Origin of the sequence: Streptomyces sp. NPDC048507 (genome assembly GCF_043199995.1) — a bacterium.
In the GTDB taxonomy this organism is placed as follows: Bacteria; Actinomycetota; Actinomycetes; order Streptomycetales; family Streptomycetaceae; genus Streptomyces.
The window spans coordinates 475760-483136 of the sequence record NZ_JBICWZ010000007.1; the positions used below are offsets into that span (position 1 = coordinate 475760).

The window sequence follows — 7377 nt, forward strand, 5'->3', positions numbered from 1 at the left end:
CCGCGCGGTCAGGACCGCTTGAACACGGCGACGGTCCGCCCCGGGACCGTGAACGTGCCCGCGGCCGCCTCGTAGCCGGACCGCTTCACCACCGGGTCCGAGCCCGCCGCCTGGAGCGGGTGCAGGGCGTAACCGGTGCCCGCGAGGGCCCCGACGCGCTGGGTCCGCTCCCCGGGGGCGGAGTTGAAGACCACGACCAGGTCACCGAGGGTCATGGTGAGGACGCCCGGGGTCTCCTCGGTCCCGGACAGCGGGAAGGCCAGCGCGGACTGGACGGCCTGCGCCGTGGTGAGGGCGAAGGCGCTCTCCGTCGTACGGATCCTCAGCAGGTCGCGGTAGGCGGCCGAGGTGGCTCCGGTCTCGGCGCAGCCGGGGACGGCCGTCCCCTTCAGCAGGGGTGCGGCGTACGGCCATTTGGCCCGGTTGTCGGCGGCGGGCGGCAGGCCCCGGCCGAAGCCGTTGCCGGCGCGGCAGTCCCAGTGGATCGCGTTGAACCAGTCCCCGCTGTCGAAGGAGTTGCGGTCCAGGGACTTCGAGCGGAGCAGGTCGGTGCCGGCCTGGGAGAGCGCCGGGCCCTGCGAGAGGGCGGCCGTCGCCAGGGCGAGTACCTGGGCCCGGCCGCGGTCGGCCGGGGTGGTGGTGGCGGGCAGTTTGTAGGCGAGGGCGTCGTAGAGGCTCTCGTTGTCGTGGGCGTCCACGTAGGCGAGGGCGTCGCCGGGGGCGGCCGCGTAACCGGCGGGGGCGCCGTTGTAGTCCACCTCGGAGCCCTTGGTGCGCCGGCCCGCCGAATCGGTGAACACGTAGGAGGCCAGGTTGCCGGTGAGACCGACCTTGATCAGGTCCTGGTCGTGCAGGAGACGGGCGCGCTGCTCGTCGGGGGTGCCGGCCCCGGGGGCCCCGTTGGGGTCGGTGAACAGTCCGGACGCGAAGCCCTGGACGCGCGGGTCCTCGTCGAAGGGGCCGCCGCCGCGCACGGCGTCGCGGGCGCGGTCGGAGAAGGTGGCGATGCCGGTGCCCGCCATGTTCTTCTGGGTGGCCTGGACGAAGCGGGCGTCGTCGGCGACCTCGCCGAAGTTCCAGCCCTCGCCGTAGAGCACGATCTTCTTCCCGTCCACGCCGTCCTTCGCGACGGTGAGCGCGTCGAGGGCCGTCCGGACGGCCAGGATGTTGGCCTTCGGGTGGTGGCCCATCAGGTCGAAGCGGAAGCCGTCGACCTTGTACTGCTTGGCCCAGGTGACGACGGAGTCCACGACGAGGCGGCCCATCATGGCGTTCTCGGGCGCCGTGTTGGAGCAGCAGGTGGAGCTGGCGACGGCCCCGTCGGCCAGCAGGCGCTGGTAGTAGCCGGGCACGATGCGGTCGAGGACCGACGCGTCCGACTGGCCGGCCGCCGCGGTGTGGTTGTAGACCACGTCCATGACGGTGCGCAGCCCCGCGCCGTTCAGCCCCTGCACCATCCTGCGGAACTCGACGGTGCGGGCGGTGCCGTTCGGGTCGCTCGCGTACGAGCCCTCGGGGACGGTGTAGTGCAGCGGGTCGTACCCCCAGTTGTAGGCGTCCTTCGGGGCGGCGGCGGCCACGCAGGCCTGCTGGGCCTCGGAATCGGGGGCGTGCGCCGTGAGGTCGCAGGCGGGCGGGGTGCGGTCCGCGGCCCGCTCGGGGACGGTGGCGAAGTCGAAGACGGGCAGGAGGTGGACGTAGGAGGTGCCGGAGGCGGCCAGCTCGCGCAGGTGGCGCATGCCGTCCGAGCCGGCGTCGGTGAAGGCGAGGTACTGGCCGGGGTGCCCGCTGGTGGGGTCCTCGGCGGAGAAGTCGCGCAGGTGCAGTTCCTGGATCTGCGCGGAGGCGAAGGGGACGGGCGCGGGCTTGCGCAGGTCCCGCCAGCCGGGCGGGGCGAGCTTCGGGTCGGCCAGGTCCACCACGAGGCTGCGGGCGGAGTCGGCGGTCAGGGCGGTGGAGTAGGGGTCGGTGACGAGGTTGCGCACCAGCCGGCGCGCGGCCGGGGCCCAGACGGTGACGGCGTAGCGGTAGGGCTTGCCGGTCCAGGAGCGTTCGCCGCGCACCGACCAGACGCCGGTGGCGTCGTCGCGGCGCATGGCGACGGTGCGGCCGTCGAGTTCGAGGGAGACCTCCCGGGCCGTGGGGGCCCAGACGGAGAGGGTGGGGCGGCCGTCGTGGAAGACGGGGCCCAGGGGGGCGTTCGTCGCGTACAGGTCGTCGAGGACGCCGGCGAGCTGGACGCCGGTGGCGGCGAGGACGGCCCCGTTCGCGGCGCGGGCGCTCGCGACGAGCTGGCCGCGCAGGGCCGCGCGGACCCGGCCCCGGTCGCGGGGGTCGACGGTGAAGGCCTGGTACGTCGCCAGGTGCGGGAACTCCTGCCGCTGGGCGGGGGTGAGCGCGGTGCGCGCCAGCCGCAGCCAGGAGGCGCCGTTCTCGTGGAGGACTCCGTCGCCGGTCGTGATCCGGCCCTGATCGGAGGCCAGGAGCTGGGTGGAGGCGGCGGCCGCGGGGGCGTTCCAGGCGAGGGTGTCGCGGTCGATCCAGACGGCTTCGGCCTTGGTGAGGTCGAGGGCGGCGGCGGATCCGGCGGGCTGCGGGAGGAGGTAGTCCTGCGTGCCGCCGAGCATCCACACCTCGTGGCCGGTGGCCTTGAGGTCGAGGGACTGGTCGGTGGGGAGGTCCTTCTGGTCGCCCTTGTGGAGGATGTAGCTCAGGCTGGTGGCGCCGGCGGCGAGGGGGACCTCGTAGACGGCCCCGAAGGAGTCGGTGCGGACGGGCAGCAGCGGTGCCGACCAGTCGGTGGGGGTCGCGGCGCCGGTCCACACGTGCAGGCCCCAGCCGTCGTAGGCGCCGTCGGGGCGCTGGTAGTGCAGGACGGCCTTGGTCTGGTCCCGGGGCGGTGCGGCGGGAGGGTCGGTGCGGGCGGGTTCCCTGCCCTGTTCGAGCCAGATCTCGCCGGTCCGGGTCAGGTCGACCGTGCGGTCGGCGGGGACGTCCTTGGTGCCGTTCTTGTCGATGACGAGGTAGTTCAGCGTGGCGGCGCCCGGCTTCAGGCGGACGAACGCGAAGGCGCCGTAGGCGTCGCGGCCGGTGAAGGGGTGGCCCTCGGGCCAGGGCGTGGCCTCGCCGTCGGCGAGGTCGCCCCAGGCGTAGAGCCGCCAGTCGGTGTAGTCGCCGTCGGGCCGGTTGTAGTGGACGACCGCGTAGTCGCGCCGGGTCGCGGTGGGGACCTCCGCGGGCGGAACCTGTCCGGCGGTGGTGGCCGCGCGGGCGGAGGCGGTGCGTCCGGTGGCGTCGACGACGACGGCCTTGTAGCGCAGGGGCGTGCCGGCGGGGGCCGTGACCTGCTGGGTGACCGTGTAGGGGGCGTGGTCGGCGGAGCCGAGGACCTGCCAGGGCCCGGCGCCGGTCTGGGCGGCGAAGACCACCCGGTTAAGGCCGCCTCCGGTGACGTCGGCGGACAGTTCGACGGTGCCGGTGGCGCCGGGCGCGGGGGGCTTCAGCGTCAGCGCGGGCGCGGTGGCGGGCGGGGCGAGGGGGGCGGCGGCCCGCAGCACGAGCGAGCCCAGGGCGGGAACGGTGACGGTGAGCTTCCCGGCGGCGGAGGCGCGCGGGACGGCGTAGGCGGCGCCGCCGGAGGCGCCGGTGGCGCCGTAGAGGACGCGGTAGGCGGCACCGGGCGGGGCGTCGAGTGTGACCGTGCGCGCCGTGGTGGCGTTGTTGGCGGCGACGAGGTACTCGGTGCGGGTCGCGGCGTCGGTGCGGGCGAAGGCGTACACCGAGCCGTCGGAGAAGCGCTCGCTCTGGATGCCGTCGCGCAGGGCCGGGTGGGCCTTCGTCAGCTTCGAGAGAGCACTGATCTGCCGGTAGAGCGGGTGTCCCGGATCGTAGGCGTCGCTCGCGTGCGTGCGCGCCGTCCCGAGCTGGTCGTCGTCCAGGTAGTCGGCGATGCCCGTGGCGAACAGCGGCTGGCGGGCGTCCTTGTCGCCGCCGGAACCGGTGAAGCCCTGTTCGTCGCCGGAGTAGACGACCGGGTTGCCCCGGGAGAAGAACATCAGCTCGTTGGCGAGCCGGTAGCGGTCGAGGAGCTCCTGCTCGCCCGCACCGGGGTGGTCCTGCTTCAGGAAGGTCCCGAAGCGGCCCATGTCGTGGTTGCCGAGGAAGGTCACCTGCTCGTAGGCGTTGGCCTTGTCGGTGGTGTAGCGGTAGTCCGCGGCCAGTACGGAAGCCAGCCGGCCCGCGTCCGCCCCCTGGGAGGCGTAGGCGCGGACGGCGTCCTGGAAGGGGAAGTCGAGGGTGGCGTCGAGGCGCCCGCGCGTCACGTACGGGGAGGTGACGGCGGGGTCGGCGGAGTAGACCTCACCGAACATGAAGAAGTCCTCGCGGCCGCGCCGGGCGGCGTACTTCTCCAGGGCGGTGGCCCACTGCGTCCAGAAGGGGATGTCGACGTGCTTGACGGTGTCGATGCGGAAGCCGTCGACGGCGAAGTCCTTCACCCACTTCTCGTAGATCTTCTCCATCCCCTCGACGACCTCGGGACGCTCGGTCCACAGGTCGTCGAGGCCGGAGAAGTCGCCCTGCTCCGCGGACTCCCCGGCGAAGGTGGAGTCGCCCCGGTTGTGGTACATCGCCGGGTCGTTGAGCCAGCCGGGCACCTTGAGGTCCTTCTTCGCGGCGGGCACGAAGGGGGTGCGGGGGAAGGTGGCGGGGCCGGTCTTCGGGAAGCCCTTGCCGTGGTCCTGGTCGTCGAAGGGGACGCCGTCCTCGGTGAGGTACGGGAACGCGCCCTTCGACAGGTAGTCGTGGGAGCCCTCCCGGTGGTCGACGACGTCGGCGGTGTGGTTGGTGATGACGTCGAAGAAGACCTTCATCCCCTTCGCGTGCGCCTTCTCGATCAGCCGGGTCAGGTCGGCGTTGGTACCGAAGTGCGGGTCGACCTGGGTGAAGTCGGTGATCCAGTAGCCGTGGTAGCCGGCCGACTCGTCCTTGCCCGTCCCCTGCACCGGCTGGTTCTTGAACACCGGCGCCAGCCAGATGGCCGTGGTGCCGAGGCCCTTGACGTAGTCGAGCCGGTCGGTGAGCCCCTTGAGGTCCCCGCCCTGGTAGAAGCCCTTGTCGGTGGGGTCCAGACCGGTCTGCGAGCGGCTCCCGGTCAGGCCGCCGCGGTCGTTGCGCGGGTCGCCGTTCGCGAAGCGGTCCGGGAGCGCGAAGTAGAACTGCTCGCGGGTCAGGTCGTGCCGGGCGGGCTCGGCGGCCAGTTTCGCGTCCTTCGGCGGTGGTGGTGGCTGGGCGGCGGCCGACGCGGGCAGCGCGGGCAGGAGCGTCACGGCCAGCGCGGCGGCGAGCGCTCCTGCGGCGGGGCGGCGTATCACGGAGGATCTCCTCGGGTACGGGGGCGGGTGCTGCGGATCAGCCGCGCCAGGTGTCGGTCAGCGTGAGCGTGCCGTTCGCCGGGACGGTGGCGGACCGGTTGGCCCCGCTCTCCCAGGTGACGTTCCCGGCGGCGTCCTTGCGGAGGTACTTGTAGGCGAAGGCCGCCCCGGCGGGCAGGCCCACGTCGAGCTTCCAGACGGGGTACGCGGCCGGGTCGAGCCGCAGCGCGGCGCCGGTGTTCCAGCCGCCGAGCTCGGCCCGGTCCCCGGTGACGTACACGTCCTGGCCGGGCACGGTGGTGGCGGTGACGGCGAAGGAGGCACCGGCGGGCGCCTGCGCGCACGTACGGGCCCCGGCGTGCAGGGCGAGGGCGGTACCGGCGCCGAGGGTGGCGGTGAACCGTCCGCCGGCGTCCACGCTCACGGCCCGGCCGCTCTGCACGTCGCAGTAGCCGCCGGCGGGCAGGGAGGTCTGGAAGGTGCGGGTCAGCGGCCCGGCCCCGTGGTTGATGGCCACGTACGCCTTGGAGCCCCGGCCGAAGGCGATCCGGTCGTCCCCGTCGTCCCACCAGTCGGTGACGCCCTGCCCGCGCGCGGAGTTCCGGAAGCCGACCATGGAGGAGATCTCCCGCCAGGCGTGCTGGCACTTCCACCCGTCGGCGTAACAGGCGTTCACCGTGCCGCCGTTGGGCGGGCCGGCGTCCCTGTCGGTCCACTCGTAGCCGGAGTGCACGTCGGGCGACCCGTACGGCCAGGCCAGCATGAACACGCTGGCGAGGGTGTAGGCGGAACCGTCCTTGTAGCTGAGGGTGTCCCCGCCGCGCTCGGTGTCGTGGTTGTCGACGAACACCCCGGCCTGGCCGCCGGGCAGGTACCCCCACGCCTCCCCGAAGTTCTTCAGGTAGGCGAGCTTCTCGCTCTGGAACACCCGCTTGAGGTCCCGCGCGTAGCGGAACTCCTGCACGTCGCCGCTGCCGAGGTACTCGCCCGGCTGGACGGCCTCCCCGGCCCCGTATATCGCCTCCTGCTTCCAGTAGGCGCCCGGGTTGCTCAGCCGCGACTTGATGGCGGCGAGGTCGGCGGCGGGCATGTGCTTGGCGGCGTCGATCCGGAAGCCGTCGACGCCCAGCGACAGCAGGTCGTTGAGATAGCCGGCGATCCGCCCCCGCACGTAGTCCTCGCCGGTGTCCAGGTCGGCGAGCTGCACGAGCTCGCAGTTCTGGACGTTCGCCCGGTCCTGGTAGTTGGAGACGGTGGCCCGGCAGTCGTCCATGTCGGCGCCCGAATAGAGCCCGGGGTAGCCGTACTTCGTGTACGGGGACCCCCCGGTCCCCACCCCGTCACCGGCGGCCATGTGGTTGATGACGGAGTCGGCGACCACCTTCACCCCGGCCCCGTGGCAGGCGGCGACCATCCGCTGGAAGGCGGCCCGGTCCCCGAGCCGCCCGGCGATCTTGTAGCTGACGGGCTGGTACGAGGTCCACCACTGGGGCCCCTGGACGTGCTCCTGCGGCGGTGACACCTGGACGTACCCGTACCCGGCGGGCCCGAGGCTGTCGGTGCAGGCCTTGGCGACGGAGTCGAACCGCCACTCGAACAGGACGGCGGTGACGTCCTTGCCCCCGGGCGCGGCGGCCTGCGCCTGCGGCGCCTGGGCGCTGAGGGTGGCGGCGACGAGGGCGACGAGGGCGAGCAGCCCACGGGGGCCGGCGTTCCTTGCGGGCATGGGGATCCTCCTGGCGGAGAGGCGGGGATTGCCGCTGACCGTAGGGGCCGCCCAGGCGTGTTGCAAGAGCTTGCGCAAGAGATTGCAGAATTGTTTCCGGGCGGGGTGGGGAAGCGGGGTCGGGGTCGGAAAGCGGCGGGGTCCAGCGGAGCGGTGTCAGGGAGGGTTTGGTGGTCTCCCGTCAGTCTCATCGTCCTTCCGCGTCGGGCCGGTCCCTCAAGGGCGCTCCCTTCGGTCGCGTCGCTTCGCGATGGCCTTCGGCCACCCTTGACCGACCGT

General features: G+C 73.1%; 2 protein-coding genes. Both read right to left on the bottom strand.

Annotation, left to right across the window (positions count from 1 at the left end; genetic code table 11):
- Positions 1-8 precede the first annotated feature (8 nt).
- Positions 9-5372 carry a pullulanase-type alpha-1,6-glucosidase gene (gene pulA, locus ACGFXC_RS22435; protein ID WP_393715334.1) on the bottom strand — a complete coding sequence of 1788 codons (5364 nt, stop codon included), beginning with the start codon at positions 5370-5372 and terminating at the stop codon, positions 9-11.
- A gap of 37 nt (positions 5373-5409) precedes the next feature.
- Positions 5410-7098: a carbohydrate-binding module family 20 domain-containing protein gene (locus tag ACGFXC_RS22440; protein ID WP_393715336.1), complete on the bottom strand. Its 1689-nt coding sequence runs from the start codon at positions 7096-7098 to the stop codon at positions 5410-5412.
- Between the last annotated feature and the right edge of the window lie 279 nt (positions 7099-7377).